This is a genomic window from Gordonia amicalis, from assembly GCF_022059885.1.
GTDB classification, from domain to species: Bacteria; Actinomycetota; Actinomycetes; order Mycobacteriales; family Mycobacteriaceae; genus Gordonia; species Gordonia amicalis.
On sequence record NZ_CP091855.1, the window covers coordinates 3,838,217 to 3,855,435 of the forward strand.

General features: G+C 66.6%; 17 protein-coding genes and 3 pseudogenes. 7 read left to right on the top strand and 13 right to left on the bottom strand.

What is annotated here, in order from left to right:
* Together IHQ52_RS17565 and IHQ52_RS17570 are read right to left on the bottom strand one after the other, a co-directional pair.
* Entirely contained in the window at positions 1-456 is a 456-nt protein-coding gene (locus IHQ52_RS17565; protein WP_006438185.1) for an OsmC family protein, read from the bottom strand.
* A gap of 65 nt (positions 457-521) precedes the next feature.
* A complete protein-coding gene (locus tag IHQ52_RS17570; RefSeq protein WP_006438186.1) occupies positions 522-917 on the bottom strand; it encodes a VOC family protein in 396 nt (131 codons plus the stop codon).
* Between the two features lie 111 nt (positions 918-1,028).
* Here IHQ52_RS17570 and IHQ52_RS23600 point away from each other — a divergent pair.
* Positions 1,029-1,586: pseudogene (locus IHQ52_RS23600) on the top strand (helix-turn-helix transcriptional regulator); the annotation flags it as partial.
* Between the two features lie 457 nt (positions 1,587-2,043).
* Here IHQ52_RS23600 and IHQ52_RS17580 read toward each other — a convergent pair.
* Positions 2,044-3,047: pseudogene (locus IHQ52_RS17580) on the bottom strand (HNH endonuclease signature motif containing protein); the annotation flags it as partial.
* A gap of 138 nt (positions 3,048-3,185) precedes the next feature.
* Between IHQ52_RS17580 and istA the strand changes: the two are divergent.
* Both istA and IHQ52_RS17590 read left to right on the top strand, forming a co-directional pair.
* Positions 3,186-4,841, top strand: coding sequence for an IS21 family transposase (gene istA, locus IHQ52_RS17585; protein WP_232513133.1), 1,656 nt, complete (start codon positions 3,186-3,188; stop codon positions 4,839-4,841).
* Positions 4,842-4,845: 4 nt separating this feature from the next.
* Entirely contained in the window at positions 4,846-5,646 is an 801-nt protein-coding gene (locus IHQ52_RS17590; RefSeq protein WP_006438890.1) for an ATP-binding protein, read from the top strand.
* 63 nt (positions 5,647-5,709) lie between these two features.
* Here IHQ52_RS17590 and IHQ52_RS17595 read toward each other — a convergent pair.
* The 7 genes and pseudogenes from IHQ52_RS17595 to rsmD all read right to left on the bottom strand — a co-directional run.
* A pseudogene (locus IHQ52_RS17595) lies at positions 5,710-6,102 on the bottom strand (DUF222 domain-containing protein); the annotation flags it as partial.
* Between the two features lie 185 nt (positions 6,103-6,287).
* Entirely contained in the window at positions 6,288-7,163 is an 876-nt protein-coding gene (gene mutM, locus IHQ52_RS17600) for a bifunctional DNA-formamidopyrimidine glycosylase/DNA-(apurinic or apyrimidinic site) lyase (RefSeq protein WP_006437219.1), read from the bottom strand.
* Between the two features lie 12 nt (positions 7,164-7,175).
* Positions 7,176-7,904 (bottom strand): ribonuclease III, encoded by a 729-nt coding sequence (rnc, locus tag IHQ52_RS17605; RefSeq protein ID WP_006437218.1) that lies wholly within the window; start codon positions 7,902-7,904, stop codon positions 7,176-7,178.
* The gene (locus tag IHQ52_RS17610) at positions 7,897-8,568 is read right to left on the bottom strand and encodes a YceD family protein (RefSeq protein WP_006437217.1); all 672 of its coding nucleotides are present in this window, start codon (positions 8,566-8,568) and stop codon (positions 7,897-7,899) included. Before IHQ52_RS17610 ends, rnc begins: the two co-directional genes overlap by 8 nt.
* A 42-nt stretch (positions 8,569-8,610) precedes the next feature.
* Positions 8,611-9,459 carry a DivIVA domain-containing protein gene (locus IHQ52_RS17615; protein ID WP_006437216.1) on the bottom strand — a complete coding sequence of 283 codons (849 nt, stop codon included), beginning with the start codon at positions 9,457-9,459 and terminating at the stop codon, positions 8,611-8,613.
* Between the two features lie 124 nt (positions 9,460-9,583).
* Positions 9,584-10,072, bottom strand: a complete 489-nt coding sequence (gene coaD, locus IHQ52_RS17620; RefSeq protein ID WP_006437215.1) for a pantetheine-phosphate adenylyltransferase — start codon at positions 10,070-10,072, stop codon at positions 9,584-9,586.
* 60 nt (positions 10,073-10,132) lie between these two features.
* Positions 10,133-10,693 (bottom strand): 16S rRNA (guanine(966)-N(2))-methyltransferase RsmD, encoded by a 561-nt coding sequence (gene rsmD / locus IHQ52_RS17625; RefSeq protein WP_006437214.1) that lies wholly within the window; start codon positions 10,691-10,693, stop codon positions 10,133-10,135.
* A 164-nt stretch (positions 10,694-10,857) separates the two neighbouring features.
* Between rsmD and ectA the strand changes: the two genes are divergently transcribed.
* The 4 genes from ectA (at position 10,858) to IHQ52_RS17645 (ending at position 14,226) form a co-directional block, all read left to right on the top strand.
* Entirely contained in the window at positions 10,858-11,385 is a 528-nt protein-coding gene (gene ectA / locus IHQ52_RS17630) for a diaminobutyrate acetyltransferase (protein ID WP_006437213.1), read from the top strand.
* A 186-nt stretch (positions 11,386-11,571) separates the two neighbouring features.
* Positions 11,572-12,861, top strand: a complete 1,290-nt coding sequence (ectB, locus tag IHQ52_RS17635; RefSeq protein WP_006437212.1) for a diaminobutyrate--2-oxoglutarate transaminase — start codon at positions 11,572-11,574, stop codon at positions 12,859-12,861.
* On the top strand, positions 12,858-13,292 hold the full coding sequence (locus tag IHQ52_RS17640) for an ectoine synthase (RefSeq protein ID WP_006437211.1): 435 nt from the start codon (positions 12,858-12,860) through the stop codon (positions 13,290-13,292). Before ectB ends, IHQ52_RS17640 begins: the two co-directional genes overlap by 4 nt.
* 55 nt (positions 13,293-13,347) lie before the next feature.
* Positions 13,348-14,226: a Sir2 family NAD-dependent protein deacetylase gene (locus IHQ52_RS17645; protein ID WP_006437210.1), complete on the top strand. Its 879-nt coding sequence runs from the start codon at positions 13,348-13,350 to the stop codon at positions 14,224-14,226.
* A 4-nt stretch (positions 14,227-14,230) separates the two neighbouring features.
* Here IHQ52_RS17645 and proB read toward each other — a convergent pair whose 3' ends face one another.
* From proB to rpmA, 3 genes are all read right to left on the bottom strand, one after another.
* A complete protein-coding gene (proB, locus tag IHQ52_RS17650) occupies positions 14,231-15,376 on the bottom strand; it encodes a glutamate 5-kinase (protein ID WP_006437209.1) in 1,146 nt (381 codons plus the stop codon).
* Positions 15,373-16,839 carry a GTPase ObgE gene (gene obgE / locus IHQ52_RS17655; RefSeq protein ID WP_006437208.1) on the bottom strand — a complete coding sequence of 489 codons (1,467 nt, stop codon included), beginning with the start codon at positions 16,837-16,839 and terminating at the stop codon, positions 15,373-15,375. Before obgE ends, proB begins: the two co-directional genes overlap by 4 nt.
* A 96-nt stretch (positions 16,840-16,935) precedes the next feature.
* Complete coding sequence (gene rpmA / locus IHQ52_RS17660) at positions 16,936-17,199, bottom strand: 50S ribosomal protein L27 (RefSeq protein ID WP_005198946.1); 264 nt, start codon at positions 17,197-17,199, stop codon at positions 16,936-16,938.
* Positions 17,200-17,219 lie beyond the last annotated feature (20 nt).

A 17,219-nucleotide genomic window follows, 5' to 3' on the forward strand; every position in this document is an offset into this window, starting at 1 on the left:
TCAGTCCGTCACGATCTTCAGGTCGACCTCGGCGCCGGCCTTGATGGTGCGTCCCACCGTGCACACCGCGTCGATCGCACGCTCGACGACGACGAGTAGGCGTTGCGCCGCGTCGGGGTCGAGTTCGGAGAGGTCGACCTCGAGGACCTCCTCGATCCGCGGGTACACCTCGTTCTCGCGGTCGGCGTCACCGCTGACCCGGATGGTGGCGTCGTAGTCGTCGCCGAGGCGACGCGAGAGCGGACGGTCCGAGGACAGGCCGGTGCAGGCCGCCAGCGCGATCTTGAGCAGTTCGCCCGGCGTGAAGACCCCGTCGACGTCCTGCGAGCCGATCAGCACCTCGGCACCACGTGAGCTGCGCCCGGTGTACCGCCGGGTCCCGGTGCGCTCGACCCAGAGCTCGGTGTGCGCCGGGGCTGTGCTGTTCTCTTCGGCGGTGTTCTGTTCGATCGTCATGCTGGGTGAATCCTCTCGGGCGGCGGGGCGGCGCTGACACCGCGCACAATCATAAGAGCCGGGGATCAGAAGAGATTCCCCGCGGCCTCGTCGCCGACCGGGGTGAAGAAGTTGACCAGCGTGCCGTCCGGGTCCCTGACCAGCAGCGAGCGGTTGCCCCATGGCATGTTCGTCGGCTCGTTGACGAACACCGTCACGACATCACGCAGCACTGCGTAGACAGCGTCGACGTCGTCGACCCGGAAGTCGAGGGCGACGCTGCGGTTCGCGCGCGCCTGCGCGGCACCGTCACCGAGCAACGGGACCGTGGCGGTATCGGCAATGGCCAGCGTGCCGGACGGGGTGCGGAGCTCAGCGAACATCGGGTGCAACCGCGCAGCGGTGAGTCCGGTCGCCGCTTCGTAGAACGCGATGAGCGCGTCGACGTCGTCGGTGAAGATTCGGGTGGCTGCCAACTGCATTGGATTTTCTCCTCCGATGTGCGTGGACGCGACCGTTCGCCCGGCCGCAGGTGCGACGGTAGGAGCAATACCGGACAGAAACCGCCCGGTTTGATGGGCGATCATGGATTCATGGCCGACACCACCGCGCGGGCGCTGCGACTCCTCGAGCTACTGCAGTCAGCGCACCAACGCACCGTGGGCGAACTGGCAGAACACCTCGGGGTCGACGAGCGCACCGTGCGCCGAGACGTGGGTCGGCTCACCGAGTCGGGAATCCCCATCGAAACGCTGCGCGGACGGTATGGCGGATACCAGCTCGCGCCGGGTCAGCGCGTCCTCCCGCTCATGTTCAGCAAAGAGGAGGCGGTGGCGGTCTTCCTCGGGCTCGCCCGCAGCCGAGCCGCCACGGGCGAGACCGACCTTTCAGCGCAGACGGCGATGGCCAAGGTCATGCGGGCGCTGCCGGCGGCTGACGCGAGGCAGGTCGACGTGCTCCTCGGGTTGATGACGCCGGTCTCGCGCCGCGGGATGGATCCGGACCCCGCCCTGATGCTGACGCTTGCGGAGGCGGTGCATCTTCGACGCGTGGTCGACCTGCGCTACCGCAACGGGACGGGCGCGCCGTCTCGCCGGACGATTCACCCCTATGGCCTGGCCGCGCACTCGGACAACTGGTACCTGGTCGCCGCCGACCCAGACACGAAGCAGGAACGCACATTTCGTGTCGACCGGATCCGCACCGCGCGGTCTATGCCCCAGACCTTCGCCCCGCCGGCGGATCTCGACGTGGAGCAACGGCTCCTGGACCTCTTCGCCACCGCGGACTATCGCTGGCGGGTGGTCATGCGTATCCGTGAGACCGAGGAACGCCTGCGCGCACGCCTGCCGCGCAGCGTCGCTCGGATAGAGCGCATGGACGACGCAACCGACGGACCGACGGGCGACGGCCCGGCCGGCACCGAGTCGAGATCCACGCCGACAGCCTCGACTGGCTGCCGCCGATCATCGCCGCCATGGACGCCGATGTCGTCATCGAGCGACCCGATGAGCTTCGAGACCTGGTCCGGGACGCGGCGACGAGGATGCTCCGGGTCGTCAGCGTTTCCGGTGGCACGCCGAGATCCTGACGCGGCCGGGCGGGTCGTCAGGCCGCTGTCACCTCTCGGCCTGCGTTGCGTTCCTTCCATTCCCACACCGCGTAGATCACCTCGGTCGCATACCCGAGGTCGAGCTTGCCGCCACCCACGGGCACCGTCGCATTCGCTGCCACCCGCTCATCCGGCGACCACCGACCTGGCGCACGTGTCGCGGGACTCACGTCGATCACTGAACCGCCCGGCCGGTGGAACGAAAACCGTTGCGACCCATGACCGGTGATACTGAACTCACCCCGATGCAACGCACGGTGACAGCTTCCACACAACAAAATCAGGTTGTCCAGGTCGGTCGGTCCACCGGCCGACCAGAACACCACATGGTGGGCGTGCAGATGCCGTGTGCGTTCACAGCCGGGCACCTGACAGCACCGGTCTCTCAGGAACAACGCCCTGACCAGTGCCTTGTTCGGCGTTCGCGACTTACGCCCCAACCCCAGCAACGCCAACTTTCCCGGCGCTCCGGAAACCCTGCTGGACAACACCTTCCGAACCGCAGCACCGCAGTGCGCCTCGTCCAACTCAGCCTCCGACAGCGCCGGCCCGTCATCGAGGTGGGCCTGCTCCCCACCCTCGTCGGTATGGATCAGAATCTCGGCGCCCGGTGCGAGATCAGGCATCGCGATCCCCTCGTGCACCATGTCGGCCATGGCCACCATCGCCGGCGCCGGATTCGACGGCACATTCCGCCACAGGTCCCGACGATTCGCCGGCTTGGCCTCGGAATCCCGTTCACCATCCACGGTTTCCAACTCGCTCGCAGCGTTCCGCGGAACGCTCGACACCGCGTGCAAATCCGCATCGTCGCAGGTCCGGGTGCGTTCGTACTCCGCACGAACCGCACCGGCCAGAAGCCGGCACCATCGAGCGGAGACAGCGTCAGCGACACAGACAACGAGCCATCCGCATTCCACTTCCACCGGCCTGTCGACTCCACCGGTGGGCGATTCTCCGACTCGATGCCACGATCCCGATCGATCTGTCCCATCGCACGTTGTCATTTGCCACCGTGAAGGGACCACCTGGGCTGATTGTTTGCCATAGGGATGGGACCACCTGGATTGCCAGTTATGGGACCACCGGCGCGTCGCGCTGGTGGTCCTTCATTTTGTCCGTTGACTCGGCCGTGACGATGTTCACGGAAGGGGCCGACGGCATGGGCTACCGGGAGGTTGCAGTGGAAGAGATCAGAGAAGTCCTGCGGTTGTGGTTGGGCCTTGCGGTGGGGTTACCGGCGCCGGGTCTGCGCACGATCGCCGCGCGTGCGGGTGTCGATAGGAAGACGGTGCGACGCTACATCGCGGCGGCGCAGGCGGCGGGGTTGACGCGCGATGTCGGTGCGTCGGCACTGACCGATGAGTTGCTCGGTGCGGTGGTGGCCGGGGTGCGTCCGGCGCGGCCGAAGGGTCATGGCCAGGCGTGGGAAGCGTTGGTGCCGTTCAGCGAACAGATCACGCAGTGGGTGAGGGGAGGAACGCCGGAGAATCCAGAACCGTTGACGGTGACGAAGATTCACATCCTGCTGGCCCGTCAGGGGTGTGTGGTCCCGTATCGGACGCTGGTGCGGTTCGCGACCGAGTGCTGTGGGTATCGCCGCACCACGACCACGGTGCGGGTGGCCGATGGGGATCCCGGGGTGGAGTGCCAGATCGACTTCGGCTACCTCGGGATGCTCGATGATGCGGCAACAGGTAAGCGCCGCAAAGTGTTCGCGCTGGTGTTCACCGCCGTGTACTCGCGGCACACGTTCGTGTGGCTCTCACACACCCAAACCCTGTCAACGATCCTCGAGGGCTGTTCAGCGGCGTGGGAGTTCTTCGGCGGCGTGTTCGCTGTGATCATTCCGGACAACATGAAACCTATTGTCACCCAAGCAGACACCCTCAATCCGAGGTTGTCTCGGGGCTGGTTGGACTACGGCCAGCATGCCGGGTTCGTCACCGACACCGCCCGAGTCGCCACACCAACCGACAAGCCGCGGGTAGAACGCACCATCCACTACGTGCAGAACAACTTTTGGGCCGGTGAGCGATTCTCGAGCCTGCCCGATGCCCAGGCCGCCGCGGTGGCGTGGTGCCAGAGCACCGCGGGGCTGCGGATTCACGGCACCACCGCCGCCGCGCCAGCGGTGCTGTTCGACACAGACGAGCGCGCCCACCTGTTACCGATACCGGCCGACTACGACGTACCGATCTTCAAAACTGTCAAGGTGCACAGAGACTTTCACGCCTCGGTCGGCAAAGCACTGTACTCACTGCCCGAAACCTGGATCGGCTCGACACTGGACGTTCGCCTGGACAGCGAAGCGGTGAAGTTCTATCACCGCGGCGAGTTGGTCAAGCAACACCCGCGCCAGCCCGCCGGTGGGCAGAGCACCGACCCCAACGACTACCCCGCAGACAAGGCCGCCTACGCGCTGCGCAACATCAGCAAGCTGCAGGCCACCTGCGAGCATCACGGCCCCCATATCGGGCTCTACGCGGCCCGTATCGTCGACGACCCGCGCCCGTGGTCTCGGGTGCGGGCGGTGTACACCCTGCTCGGCCTGGTGCGCACCTACGGGCCCGGACCTGTCGATGCTGCCTGTGCCACCGCCCTGGAGTTCGATGTCATCGCCGTGCCCAAGATCGCCTCGATGCTTGAGCAGGCCACCGAGAACACCACCCCGGACATGCCCGTGGCCGCCGGGTCGGAATCGTCTCGCTTTGCCCGCGACCCCTCCGAATACGCAACCAACAGAACACAGTTGACACTTGTTCCTAACCCCGACAACACCATTCAGGAGTGAACCGATGACCCGAACCACCAACAGTGTGCCCGAACCTGTCGGCGCCGACATGCTCGGCCTGCTCAAAACCCTCAAACTCGGAGCCCTCGCCGACACCCTGCCCCAACGCGCAGCCCTGGCCCGCCAACACAAAACCTCGCACCTGACGTTCCTGCAACAATTGCTCGCCGATGAAGTCTCACGGCGTGAATCCAGCTCCGCCGCCCGACGATCAGCCAAGGCAGGTCTCGACCCCAGCATGCGGATCGACAACTGGCGCGCGGCAGACGATCTACTCTACGACCGCCCCCTGCTCGAGGACCTCACCACCCTGCGGTTCATCGACGCCGGCCACTCCGCGATCCTGCTCGGCCCCGTCGGAGTCGGCAAAACACACCTAGCAAACGCGTTGGGCCACATGGCCATCGGCCGACGCAAAACAGTGCTGTTCGCGCGAGCGGACAAACTGTTCCACCGACTCAAAGCCGCCCGCCTCGACAACAGCGTCGACGCCGAACTCCGCCGCATCACCGCCGTCGACATCCTGATCATCGACGACTTCGCACTCAGAGCGCTCGACGCGACCGAAACCAACGACTTCTACGAACTCATCGTCGAACGCCACCAGCAGACCAAGACCACCATCGTCACATCCAACCGAGAACCCGCCGAATGGCTCACCATGACCGCCGACGCGCTACTGGCCCAATCGGCCATCGACCGACTCACCTCACGCGCGCACACCCTCGTCATCGAAGGCCCCTCCTACCGCCAACGACACCGACCCGGACTTGACCGACCCAACCCCGCAGAGCATCCTCAATAACGCGCCAAGGTGGTCCCATCCTCGTGGCAATCCAGGCGGTCCCATAGCAGTGGCAAATGACACACGTACCGCCCGCTCCAGCTGCGACGCCGTACAGGACAACGCCAGATTCACCAGCTCCTTCTCCCGCAACGAGGTCGCGACCCGCGTCAGCGCCCGCACCTTCGAATACGACAACCGCCCCGCACCGAACGCCTCCCGGATCAGCGGCAACTCCGTCAATGCCTTCGCCACCCGTATCTGCTCCTGCGCCGTGCGCTGAGAGACACCTGCCTTCCACGACATCCAGTGCGCGAGCGAATGAACACCCGGCCCCCTCCACGACTGCCGCTCATCCAATTCCGCCACCAGAGACAAGAACTCGGCGGTGAGCGCGGTGATCTGCGCGGCATAACCGAGTACTCGTCTTTCCAGCGCGTCATCTGACAGAGACGCCGGATCCGCGCCATCGAACATCGACGACACGTTCTCACCGTGCAGCACCGAAACAGACACCCCAGGCCCCCAGCCGTTCGAACGGATATACGAACAACGTATCGGCGCCCACCGACAAAGTAGCTGGTCACGGCGCTTCGAGCGTTCCGCGGAACGCTCGTCACCTTCACCGGACGCGTCAGAGCTGCGCAGGAAGTATCAGTGACTCAACGTGCACGGCGCCGAGGCACGGTCTGGCACTTCGGGCAGAAGTACGAGCTGCGGTTCATGAACGACTCCCGGCGCATGATCGCCCCGCAGCGGCGGCACGGCAGCCCCTCGCGTCCGTAGGCGTTGAGCGAGCGTTCGAAGTAGCCCGACTGGCCGTTGACGTTGACGTACAGCGCGTCGAAGGACGTACCCCCGACCTCCACCGCCTCGGTCATCACCGCGGTCGCCGCGTCGATCAGTTCGAGCAGCTTCTTGCGCGAGATCGTCTCCGCGATACGTGCGCCGTGCAGTCGCGCACGCCACAGCGCCTCGTCGGCGTAGATGTTGCCGACCCCGGAGATGACGGTCTGGTCGAGCAGGACGCGCTTGATCTCCGAGTGTTTGGCGCGCATCCGGGTCACGACCGCTGCCGCGTCGAAGGCCGGGTCGAACGGGTCGGGCGCGATGTGCGCGACCGACACCGGGATGTCGTCGGCGCCCTCGGACACCGCGTAGTCGTCGAGATGCCATCCGCCGAAGGTTCGCTGGTCGACGAAACGCAACTCGTTGTCGTCGTCGAGGGCGGCGCGGATGCGCAGGTGGGTGTGATCGGGTGCCCCGTCGCGGGCGATCAGCATCTGACCGCTCATGCCGAGATGCACCACGAGGGCGGCGCGGTCGGTGTCGTCGGCGACATCGATCCACATGTACTTGCCGCGACGACGCACCCCGGTGACACGTTTGCCGGACAGGCGACCGATCAGGTCCGGTTCGCCGCCGACGTGGCGACGCGCGGCACGCGGATGGCGTACCTCGACCGAGGTCACCGTGCGCCCGGTCAGATGCTTCTCGAGACCCATGCGCACGGTCTCGACCTCGGGTAGTTCAGGCATGGACTGCCGGTGTCACGAGGAGGCGGCGGCGCGTTCGGTGAGCGCCGTCCACGCGAGGGCCGCCGCCTGCTGCTCGGCCTCTTTCTTGGTGCGTCCGACGCCCTCGCCCAGGTTCTCCCCCGCGACCATCGCGATCGCGGTGAACTCCTTGTTGTGGTCCGGTCCGGTGGACGAGATCTGGTACTGCGGCGGGCCGTAACCGCGTTCCGAGCTCAGCTCCTGCAGCGAGGTCTTCCAGTCCAGCCCCGCGCCGAGTTGCCCGGCCTTCTCGATGCGTTCGTCGAAGAGTCGCAGGATGATCCGCTGCGAGGTCTCCAGCCCGTGACTGAGAAACACTGCGCCGAACAGCGATTCGAGGCCGTCCGCGAGGATCGAGTCCTTGTCGCGGCCGCCGGTCATCTCCTCGCCGCGGCCGAGATACAGGTACTTGCCCAGGCCGCCCTCGTCGCCGAGCCCGCGGGCCACGTCGGCGAGCGCGTGCATGTTCACCACGCTGGCACGGATCTTGGCGAGCTCACCCTCGGGGCGGTCCGGGAATCGGAGGTACAGGCGTTCGGTGATCACCACACCGAGAACGGAGTCCCCGAGGAACTCGAGGCGCTCGTTGGTCGGCAGCCCGCCGTGCTCGTAGGCATAGGAACGGTGCGTGAGCGCCAGTGTCAGAAGGTGTTCGGGGATGTCGGTGTCGAGAGCGGCGAGCAGCGCGGCACGCCGACCGTCCTCGCGAGTGGTCTCAGTCACGACGTTCCTGATCGCCCGGTTTGTCCTCGTCCGCCTTGTCTTCCTCTGCGAGCTCGGAGAACTTGTTAGCGAGACCGGCCCACCGAGGGTCGATCAGCTCGTGCGCGTGGCCGGGTTCGGCGACCGCCAACCGGATACCGCACACCTGGCAGAGCCCGGGGCAGTCCGGTGAACACAGCGGCGACATCGGGAGTTCCAGCGCCACCGCGTCGATGATCGACTGTTCGAGATCGATGCGGTCGTCGACGATGCGGTGCACGTCGTCTTCCTCGGTGGTCTGCTCGGTCACACTGTCCGGGTACGCGAACAGTTCGGTGAGGAACACCGTCACCGTGCCGTCGATCGGCTCGAGGCAGCGCGAACACTGCCCCGCGGTCTCGCCGCACGCGGTGCCGGTCACCAGGATTCCCTCGCTCACCGACTCGAGCCGGAGGTCGAGATCGACGTCCGAGCCGGCCGGGATGCCGATCATCTCGACTCCGAGCTTGTCCGGGGTCGCCACCGTCCGGTGCACCTCTGACATGGTGCCCGGGCGACGACCCAGCGACCGGACGTCGAGGACGAAGGGATCGCGCCGTGGCGCGGAATCGGGACCGTGCGACGGTTCTGATGTCACAGCATGATCAGACACAAACTGCACCATACGCTCGCGATCGCGAATCATCGACTGACGCCACGGTGTGTGCCGGGTCGGTCGCCCGACCGGTCACACCGCCAGCGGGGATCCCTGGTCACGGTCGTAGGAATTCCGGGTCGACGTCTCGCGCGACCGCGAGTGGTCGCCGCGCGAGTCGCGTGCCGCATCGTCCACGCTGCGTGGGTATTCGACGTAGTCGTGCATGCCGGCGCCGGTGCGCAGCTGGTGCCGTCCGCGGTTCACCGAACGCAGTGTCCCGGTGAGGATCTCCTCGAACTGGGCCAGCTTCTCGTCGACGTAGACGTCGCAGTCGCCACGCAGACGGTCCGCCTCGGCGTGCGCGGCGTCGATGATGCGCTCGGCCTCCGACTTGGCGGCGCCGACGACCTCGGTCTCGGAGACGAGGCGCTGCTGTTCGGCGATGCCGTCGGCCACCGACTTGTCGTAGGTGTTGTTCGCCGCGTCGATGGTGCGCTGCGCCTCGGCCCGTGCGCGCCCGGTGACGGCCTCGAATTCGCGGGCAGCACTGGTCTGGAGCCGGCGTGCCTCTTCGGTGGCATCCTCGACGAGCGAGTGCGAATGCGAGCTCGCCTCGTCGACCATGCGATCGGCCTGAGCCTTGGCCTCGGACAGGATGCGATCGGCCTCCGCCCGGGCGTGGGCGAGGACGGCCTCGGATTCGGAGTCGGCCTTGGCGACCGTCGTCTCGGCGTGCTCACGCGCATCACCGATGAGCGTGTCGCGCTGGTCGAGGACGTCCTGAGCGTCGTCGAGCTCGCCCGGGATCGAGTCCTTGATGTCGTCGAGGAGTTCGAGCACGTCACCACGCGGCACGACGCAACCCGCGGTCATCGGCACACTCCGTGCCTCCTCGACAATCGCCACGAGCTCGTCGAGAGCCTCAAATACCCGGTACACAGCCACTCCAATCCGGCGCTTGCCTGTTTGCAACAGTTGGTGAATCTGTGACTATTGTGCCGAATGTTGCGCCTGTGATTAGTGAAGCGCGTGGGGTGTGTCGCGGGTTTCCCCAGGTGATTCCTCAGACGGACCGCTCACCGGTCAGCTTTGCCGTGAGGCGCTTGTGGATGTGCGACGACAAGAACGGCGCGACGTCGCCGCCGAGCTTGGCCACCTCTTTGACGAGCGAACTCGAGACATGCGCGAACCGGGGATCGGTGAGAAGGAAGACCGTCTCCACATCGGCGAGCGCGCGGTTCATCTGGGCCATCGGAACCTCGTAGTCGAAGTCGACCGCCGACCGGAGGCCCTTGACGATCGTGTGGATCGACTCCTGCTTCAGATAGTCGACGAGAAGCCCTTCCCAGCGATCGACCCGCACGCCGGGCAGATCGGCACAATCCTCCTCGATGAGCGCGATCCGCTCCTCGACGCTGAACATCCCGCGCTTGTTGGGATTGACCACCACGGTGATGACCACCTCGTCGAAACACGCCGCGGCGCGTTCGACCACGTAACGGTGGCCGAGGGTGAAGGGATCGAAGGAACCGGGACACACTGCCGTCGTCATGGCCTGAACTTACCGTCAGGTCCTACGCCTCAGTGTCGTCAGGAGCTGCGCGGCGGCGTCTCAGGCACCGGTGAACTCTGCGACCTCGACCCGGGTGTCGCCGTAGTTCTTGTCCACCAACACCTCGAAGCCGGCGGGCCAGATCCGGCCGGTGGAGCGGGCGGAGCGCTCCACGACCACCAGGGCATCGTCGGCGAGCCGTGTCGCGGCCAGTCTGGTCAGGTCCTCGGAGAGCGCCGTCGCGTCGACCGCGTACGGCGGGTCGGAGAACACGAGGTCGTACTTCCGTTCGGGCGGCGAGGACAGATAGGCGGACACCGGTCTCGTCAGTACCGTGGTCGACGAGGCGATGCCACAGGCCTGCACATTGGCCCCGATGACCGCGGCCGCCTTCCGTGCCGAGTCGACGAAGGTCGCGCCGGCCGCTCCTCGTGAGACCGCCTCGATGCCGAGGGCGCCGGAACCGGCGTACAGATCGAGAACCCAGAGCCCGTCGAGATCGAATCGGGCGTCGAGGATGTTGAATACCGACTCCCGCACACGATCGGAAGTGGGACGAGTTCCCTCGCCCGGAACGCGGAGCCGTCTCCCCCGCAGCTCGCCCGCGATAATCCTCGTCATGGGGCCATTCTGCTCTCCCGTGAAGCCCCGATGACACCCGTGGGTGACACTCTTGTGACTCACTTCACATTGCATGTCTGATCAGGTAGAAGGTAGGGGTTCGACGAGGCAATTTCCGCAGGTGGGTGACTTCGCCGACACGCGTTGTTAACGTCGATGGCGTTATGAGCCCTTCACAAACAAGAACGGCCCCAACAACTGTCCTTACCGTCGACTATCGGATGCCGACTGTCGCCGACGGTACCCGCCTCTGGGAAATCGCCTCGGACTCAAAGGTTCTCGACGTCAACTCGTCGTATTCCTATGTGCTGTGGTGTCACGACTTCGCCCAGACCTCGATCATCGCCGAAGTCGATGGCCGTCCGGTCGGTTTCGTCACCGGATATCGTCGCCAGAACGATCCATCCACCCTCATGGTGTGGCAGGTCGCCGTCGACGACTCGATGCGCGGACACGGCATCGCCGGGTCCATGCTGCACCACCTCTTCGATCGCGTGAACCGCCTCGGCATGGTGGCGATGCACACCACGATCAGTCCCGACAACATTCCGTCGCAGCGACTGTTCGAGTCGGTGGCGAAGGCTCGCGGCCTGCGTTTCGAACGCCGTGATCTGTTCGCCGCCAACGCTTTCCCGGACTCGCACGAGCCCGAGGACCTCTACATGCTGGAACCGGAGATCCCCGAGCCCTGAGCTCGCGCGTGATCCCTCAGCACCCCGGACCGCGGCACAGCCCCTGACCGACGGTTTCCGGATGCGCAGTGCCGCAACATCGTTGGCGCTGATCCACCACAGCGTCGCTGCGCGACGCCGCTTTTCGAGTTCATATCGCCGATGGGCACCGAACTCACGATGTCACCCATAGAAGGAAGCACCGATATGCAACTTCTCGACGCCACCCCCGTTCTGGAAAAGTCCTTCGACGATTCCATCTTCACGACCCACGAATCCGAGGTGCGCAGCTACTGCCGCAACTGGCCTGCGGTCTTCACCACCGCCAAGGGTTCCTACATCACCGACCAGAACGGTCGGGAGTACCTGGACTTCTTCGCGGGCGCCGGTTCGCTGAACTACGGGCACAACAACCCCGCGCTTAAGAAGGCTCTGATCGAGTACATCGAGTCCGACGGCATCACCCACGGCCTGGACATGGCCACCGTCGCCAAGGGGAACTTCATCGAGAAGTTCCACCAGCACATCCTTCAGCCGCGCGGACTCGACTACAAGATCCAGTTCCCCGGTCCGACGGGCACCAACGCCGTCGAGTCGGCCCTCAAGCTGGCCCGCAAGGTGACCGGCCGTGAGTCGATCATCAGCTTCACCAACGCCTTCCACGGCATGACCCTGGGTTCGCTGTCGGTCACCGGCAACTCGATGAAGCGCGCGGGCGCCGGTATCCCCCTGGTCCACGCCACCCCGATGCCGTTCGACAACTACTTCGGCGGCGTCATGGAGGACTTCGCCTGGTTCGAGCGCGTCCTCGACGACTCGGGCAGCGGCCTGAACCGTCCCGCCGCGGTGATCGTCGAGACCGTGCAGGGCGAGGGCGGCGTCAACGTCGCACGCGCCGAGTGGCTGCGCGCGCTGTCGGACCTGTGCGAGCGCCGCGACATCCTGCTCATCGTCGACGACGTCCAGATGGGCTGCGGCCGGACCGGCGAGTTCTTCTCGTTCGAGGAGGCCGGCATCAAGCCCGACATCGTCACGCTGTCCAAGTCGATCAGCGGCTACGGTCTGCCCTTCGCGCTGACCCTGTTCAAGCCCGAGCTCGACGTCTGGACCCCCGGCGAACACAACGGCACGTTCCGCGGCAACAACCCCGCCTTCGTCACCGCCGCCAAGGCCATCGAGACCTACTGGTCCGACGACACCCTGACCCGGGAGATCCACGCGAAGGGTGAGCGCATCCACGAGGTCTTCTCCGAGCTCTGCAACCGTTACGAGGGCATCTCGACCCGCGGTCGCGGCATGGTCCGCGGCCTGGCGTTCGACGATCACACGGCAGCCGGGAAGGTCTGTGCGCAGGCCTTCGGCGCCGGGTTGCTCGCCGAGACGTCGGGTCCGTCCGACGAGGTCGTCAAGCTGCTCCCGCCGCTGACCATCTCCCGCGAGGACCTCGACCGCGGCCTGTCCATCCTTTCCGACGCAGTCAAGGAGGTGATCGGATGATCGTCCGAACCACCCAGGAGATCACCGGTACCGATCGCGATGTCGCGGACCCCAAGGGCAACTGGGTCTCCAAGCGCATCGTCCTCGGCGGCGACGGCGTGGGGTTCTCGTTCCACGAGACCACCATCGCCGCCGGCAGCGTGAACGAATTCCACTACGCCAACCACATCGAGGCCGTCTGGCTCGTCGAGGGCACGGGTACCCTGCTCGACCGGGAGACCGGCGAGACCTATCCGCTGGCCCCCGGCACGATGTACCTGCTGAACGGTCACGAACGCCACACGGTCACCGCCGACACGCAGATGCGGATGCTGTGCGTGTTCAATCCGCCGGTCGTCGGCACCGAGGTGCACGACGAGAACGGCGTGTACCCGCTGGTCGCCGTGCCGCAGCCGGCCGGCAAACATGCCGAGGAGACCGTCGTGTCCTGACGGACGCCAGCTCAGAAGAGCATTCCGAGTGCGCACCCTGCCTATCCTGGGCAGGGTGCGCACTCGTCTTCAGCTCGGCCACGCCCCGGCCGAACACACGCCCCTCGACGATGATGTCGCCGAGCGCATCGAGCTCGCGTCCGACATCCTGGCCGGGCGTCGCGTCGCGGTCCTGACCGGAGCCGGCATCTCCACCGACTCGGGAATACCCGACTACCGCAGCCCGGGTTCACCGCCACGCACGCCGATGACCCTGGAGATGTTCCTGTCCTCCCCCGAGTTCCGCCGGCACTACTGGGCGCGTAATCATCTCGGCTGGCGTCACATGGACGCCGCACTACCCAACACGGCGCATCTGGCGCTCACCGAACTGCAACGCCGCGGCGCGGTCTCGACGGTGATCACTCAGAACGTCGACATGCTGCACACGAAGGCCGGGACGAAGGGAGTGCTGGAACTCCACGGGTGCTATGGGCGCGTACGCTGCCTGACCTGCGACTGGCGGATCTCCCGGCACCGGCTCGCAGAGGAGCTCGAGAAGGTCAACACCGGCTTCGCCGACCGGGTCGCGGGACGCGGCGCCATCGAGGTGGCACCCGATGCGGATGCGACGCTCTCCGACACCTCCGACTTCGTGATGATCGACTGCCCGCACTGCGGGGGCATCCTCAAACCCGACATCGTCTACTTCGGCGAGACGGTTCCGAAACCACTTGTCGCCCAGGCATTCTCCGCGGTCGACGAGTCCGACGCGCTGCTGGTGGTGGGGTCGTCCCTGACGGTCATGTCCGGCCTGCGGTTCGCGCGCCGGGCCCATCGCGCCGGTAAGCCGCTGATCATCGTGAACCGCGGACACACCCGCGCCGACGAGCTGGCCGTGCTCAAGATCGACCATCGGGCCGGGGTCGTGCTGCCGGCCCTGGCTGCAGGCTAGAAGTTCAGCGCGACACGACGACCAGGTCGTCGGCGTGCACGACGGGCCGCTGCAGTTCGGCCGGGAGTTCGTCGGTCTGGCGGCCGACCATCGAGGTGACGTCGTCGGAGTCATACGAGGCGACCCCGCGCGCCTTCACCGCCCCGCGCTGGTCCACCAGTTCGACGACGTCGCCATCGAAGAACCGGCCCTCGACGCCGACCACGCCGGCGGCGAGAAGCGAACGACGCCGATGGGATACCGCAGCCACCGCACCGTCGTCGAGGACGATCCGACCCCGCGTGTCCGCGGCGTGACGCACCCAGAACCGACGTGCGGACAACCGCTCCTCGCGGGCGGCGAACACCGTACCCACCGAGGCGTCGGCGAGAGCTTGCGCCGCCGACGAGGCGGCGGCCAGCAGGACCGGGACACCGGCATCCGCGGACAGGCGGGCCGCGGCCAGTTTCGAGGCCATCCCGCCGGTACCGAGCGCTCCCCCCGACCCGGCGATGACGCCGTCGAGATCCTCGGGCCCATTCACCTCGGGGATCAGACGGGCACGTCGACCGTCGACGCCCACCTTGCGCGGGTCGCCGTCGTAGAGTCCGTCGACATCGGAGAGCAGCACGAGCGCGTCGGCGCCGCTGAGGTGGGCGACGAGGGCGGCGAGCCGGTCGTTGTCGCCGAACCTGATCTCGTTCGTCGCCACCGTGTCGTTCTCGTTGACCACGGCCACCGCACCCAACGACCGCAGACGATCAAGCGTGCGTTGGGCGTTGGCGTGATGCGACCGGTTGGAGATGTCGTCTGCGGTCAGCAGGACCTGCCCCACGGTGCGGCCGTAGCGGGCGAACGAGGTCCCCCAGGCATGCGCCAGCGCCAGTTGTCCGACGCTTGCCGCGGCCTGCTTGGTTGCGAGGTCCGTCGGACGCTTCTTGAGACCCAGCGGGGCGATACCCGCGCCGATCGCACCCGACGACACCACGATGACATCGGAGCCGGCACGCATCCGCGCTTCGAGCGCGTCGGCCAAGGCGTTGAGCCGATCCCGATCGAGTCCCTCGGTCAGGTCGGTCAGAGCCGACGAGCCGATCTTCACCACGACGCTGCGCGCGTGCGCGATCTGTTCCCGAACGCCCCGAACCTCGATGCGGGCTTCCGCGGTCACGACTGGTCCTGCTCTCCGTCCTCGACGGGCAGCCCGCGGCGCAGCCGGCGCGCCTGCTTACGTTCGGCGGCGCCCACGCGATCGTTGCGGTCGAGTCGGATGTCGGTGCCGCGTCCGGTGACCGGGACGTCCTCGCCCATGGGCGTGCTCGGCTCCCAGTCGAAGGTGACCGCACCGATGGTGACCGGCGCACCGGGCTCCGCACCCAGCTTCACCAGTTCGTCTTCGACGCCGAGCCGGTTGAGGCGGTCCGCCAGGTAGCCGACGGCCTCGTCGTTGTCGAACTGCGTCTGCGCGATCCAGCGCTCCGGACGTGAACCGCGCACGATGAAACCGCCCTCGATCTCCGGATCGCGGACGATGGTGAACCCGGTGTCGTCGACAGCCTTCGGACGGATGATCGCGCGGCGGGGCACCTTGGCGGGCTGGGCTTCCCGGTACTCGCGGACCATCTTCGCCAGTGCGAAGGTCAGTTCGCGCAGACCCTCGTGGGCCACGGCCGAGATCCGGAAGACCGGCCAACCGCGTTCGGCGAGTTCGGGTTCGACGAGGTCGGCGAGTTCGGCGGCATCGGGGACGTCGATCTTGTTGAGGATCACCACACGCGGACGCTCGGCCAGGTCGCCCAGACCGTGATCGGCGTCGAGCGCCGGGCGGTAGGCGGCGAGTTCGGCCTCGAGGGCATCGATGTCGGACACCGGGTCGCGACCGGGTTCGAGGGTCGCGCAGTCCACGACATGCGCGAGGACGGCGCACCGCTCGAGGTGGCGCAGGAACTCGAGTCCGAGACCACGGCCGGTCGACGCACCTGGGATCAGGCCGGGCACGTCGGCGATGGTGAACACCTCACCGGCGGTCTGGACCACACCGAGATTCGGCACGAGGGTGGTGAACGGATAGTCGGCGATCTTCGGCTTGGCCGCCGACAGCACCGACACCAGCGACGACTTACCCGCCGACGGGAAGCCGACGAGACCGACGTCGGCCACGGACTTCAGCTCGAGAACGAGGGAACGTTCCTGGCCGTCCTCACCGAGGAGGGCGAAGCCGGGGGCCTTGCGGGCCTTCGACGCGAGCGAGGCGTTGCCGAGGCCGCCTCGACCGCCCTGTGCCGCCTCGAAAGTCGTTCCGGCGCCGACCAGGTCGGCGAGAATGGTGCCGTTCTCGTCGAGCACGACGGTACCGTCGGGCACCTTGAGGACGAGATCCTCGCCGTTGGCGCCGTCACGGTTGTCGCCGGCACCGGGTTTGCCGTTGCTCGCCTTGGCATGCGGACGGAAGTGGAAGTCGAGCAGAGTGTGCACCTGCGGGTCGACGACGAGGCGCACCGACCCGCCGTTCCCGCCATTACCGCCGTCCGGGCCGCCGAGAGGTTTGAACTTCTCCCGGTGGACCGAGGCGCAGCCGTGGCCACCGTTGCCCGCCGCGACGTGAATGGTCACGCGGTCGACGAACCGTGACATCGAATCCTTCTTCCATCCAAAAAAGAACAGGGCGGGCCGGGTACGTGATGACCCTGCCCGCCCTGCGAAAAGGCTTGTCGTGCCGGATAGCTCGGGTCAGACCTGAGCGGTTTCCGGGACGATGTTGACCGTCTTGCGGCCACGCTTGCTGCCGAACTCCACCGCGCCTGCGGCGAGCGCGAACAGGGTGTCGTCGCCACCGCGACCGACGTTCACGCCGGGGTGGAACTTGGTGCCGCGCTGACGAACCAGGATCTCTCCCGCGCTCACCTGCTGGCCGCCGAAGCGCTTCACCCCGAGTCGCTGGGCATTGGAATCGCGACCGTTGCGCGAGCTCGATGCGCCCTTCTTATGTGCCATGTGTCAGTCCTCCTGAGGTC

Excerpts from the sequence above, each read along its gene's own strand:
- IHQ52_RS17570 (WP_006438186.1), bottom strand. The coding sequence starts at position 917 with ATGCAGTTGGCAGCCACCCGAATCTTCACCGACGACGTCGACGCGCTC.
- istA (WP_232513133.1), top strand. The coding sequence starts at position 3,186 with ATGTTCACGGAAGGGGCCGACGGCATGGGCTACCGGGAGGTTGCAGTG.
- coaD (WP_006437215.1), bottom strand. The coding sequence starts at position 10,072 with ATGACGACGGCAGTGTGTCCCGGTTCCTTCGATCCCTTCACCCTCGGC.
- ectA (WP_006437213.1), top strand. The coding sequence starts at position 10,858 with ATGAGCCCTTCACAAACAAGAACGGCCCCAACAACTGTCCTTACCGTC.
- IHQ52_RS17640 (WP_006437211.1), top strand. The coding sequence starts at position 12,858 with ATGATCGTCCGAACCACCCAGGAGATCACCGGTACCGATCGCGATGTC.
- mutM (WP_006437219.1), bottom strand. The coding sequence starts at position 7,163 with ATGCCTGAACTACCCGAGGTCGAGACCGTGCGCATGGGTCTCGAGAAG.
- rsmD (WP_006437214.1), bottom strand. The coding sequence starts at position 10,693 with ATGACGAGGATTATCGCGGGCGAGCTGCGGGGGAGACGGCTCCGCGTT.
- obgE (WP_006437208.1), bottom strand. The coding sequence starts at position 16,839 with ATGTCACGGTTCGTCGACCGCGTGACCATTCACGTCGCGGCGGGCAAC.
- IHQ52_RS17565 (WP_006438185.1), bottom strand. The coding sequence starts at position 456 with ATGACGATCGAACAGAACACCGCCGAAGAGAACAGCACAGCCCCGGCG.
- ectB (WP_006437212.1), top strand. The coding sequence starts at position 11,572 with ATGCAACTTCTCGACGCCACCCCCGTTCTGGAAAAGTCCTTCGACGAT.
- IHQ52_RS17610 (WP_006437217.1), bottom strand. The coding sequence starts at position 8,568 with ATGATTCGCGATCGCGAGCGTATGGTGCAGTTTGTGTCTGATCATGCT.
- IHQ52_RS17590 (WP_006438890.1), top strand. The coding sequence starts at position 4,846 with ATGACCCGAACCACCAACAGTGTGCCCGAACCTGTCGGCGCCGACATG.
- rpmA (WP_005198946.1), bottom strand. The coding sequence starts at position 17,199 with ATGGCACATAAGAAGGGCGCATCGAGCTCGCGCAACGGTCGCGATTCC.